1 protein-coding gene is annotated in these 1422 nt (G+C 45.9%); it reads right to left on the reverse strand.

Features of this window, described 5'->3' with window-relative positions:
- Positions 1-163 precede the first annotated feature (163 nt).
- On the reverse strand, positions 164-1186 hold the full coding sequence (locus WH5701_RS16230; protein WP_006169828.1) for a fatty acid desaturase: 1023 nt from the start codon (positions 1184-1186) through the stop codon (positions 164-166).
- Positions 1187-1422 lie beyond the last annotated feature (236 nt).

A 1422-nucleotide genomic window follows, 5' to 3' on the forward strand; every position in this document is an offset into this window, starting at 1 on the left:
ATTGAAGGAAAGTTTTTGGTCATCTAGGAGGTGGATTAGTGTGGAAATATGGGAAATATTGACTCCTAATAATAGAATAGTATTTTGGTAACTTTGCTATAAATTAAATTCAGGTAAGGGGGAAATTTCTAAATATTAATTGAAATAGATTCCCTCAAAATTTCTAAATCGCACTCAGTTTATCTTGAGATGGAATTTCAGCAAGGCTCATTTTGGCAGGGTCCCACAAGAGGAATTTTGAGCATTGCAGCATGGTTCCTAGTGTCAACGTCGGCACATTTTGTAAGAGGTGCTGATTCTGCTGATGACAGGCTTCTAAATTGTAATTAGGAATGCGCTCGCAGAGATGATGGATGTTGTGGAATCCGATGCTGGCTGTAAACCATTGAAGTATCGGTGGGAGAACGAGCAAGCTCGAACCTTCTAATGCACCACGCATTGGGCTCCATCCCTGGCTTGGATTGGCGTAGCTATTTTCAAAAATGTGCTGTACGTAGAACACATAAATCAGGCTGCTGGCTGTTAGGCAAAGAACAACGCTGTAAAGGCTAAGGAACAATCCGAAGCCAATCCACCATCCTAGGCAGATCACAGCAATCAGGCTAAATAAATTACTCAGGCAAAGATCATTTAATTCCTCTCTTGAACCCCACATGCGATTTTTTGGACTGATGAGCCCAATCAAGAGGTCGAGTCTTGGTTTGATCGCTAAGTAATAAAATCCACCTGGAATGGCCATTAGTGGGTGGTGGGTTGTTTCGTAAATCCTCTGTTCTTTGCGGCTGAGGTTTTGAAATTCATCCAGGCTGAGGAAATCAGCAACCCCTCGATAACGTTCCCAGTCGCCGTTGGTCTTGTGGTGATAGGCGTGATCGATCGACCAAGAGAGCTGCGGAATCGCGTTAACGACGCCCAGAAGGAACCCGAAGATCCGATTTAGCCGTGCTGTTTCGAACAGCGATCCATGACCGCAATCGTGCATTAGCGAAAAACTTCTCAGCGAGAACAAGCTGAGAATGATCAAAAACGGCGGAGTGAGCCAGAGAGACACCGCTGCTGCTTGAAGCATGAGCCACCACAACAGCCCATACGGAATCAGCGTGTTGGCAATTTGAAGGAGAGCCCTTGTATTGCTTCGTTTGCTGAAGGGCTTCAGCGTGAACTCTTGGTATGAGGGTGTTGTCATAACGGTTAAATCGGGGAAACGAATTCGAGAGTCCGGAGTTCCACGAGTCCAAAGGCGTCTTGGCGGACCGTTGCTTCAGATTGGAGAGCTCCACCCATGGCTGCTGATGGGAGAGCGTCAGCAAACATTGTGTCGTCGGATTTGGTAGGGCTAAATCAGCGATTTCTGTGCTTAAAAAACAAGCGTTCAGTTGTAGTCCCGATTTTTGACTGCCATGACGATAGAACGGATTTTGT

Origin of the sequence: Synechococcus sp. WH 5701 (assembly GCF_000153045.1) — a bacterium.
GTDB classification, from domain to species: Bacteria; Cyanobacteriota; Cyanobacteriia; order PCC-6307; family Cyanobiaceae; genus Regnicoccus_A; species Regnicoccus_A antarcticus.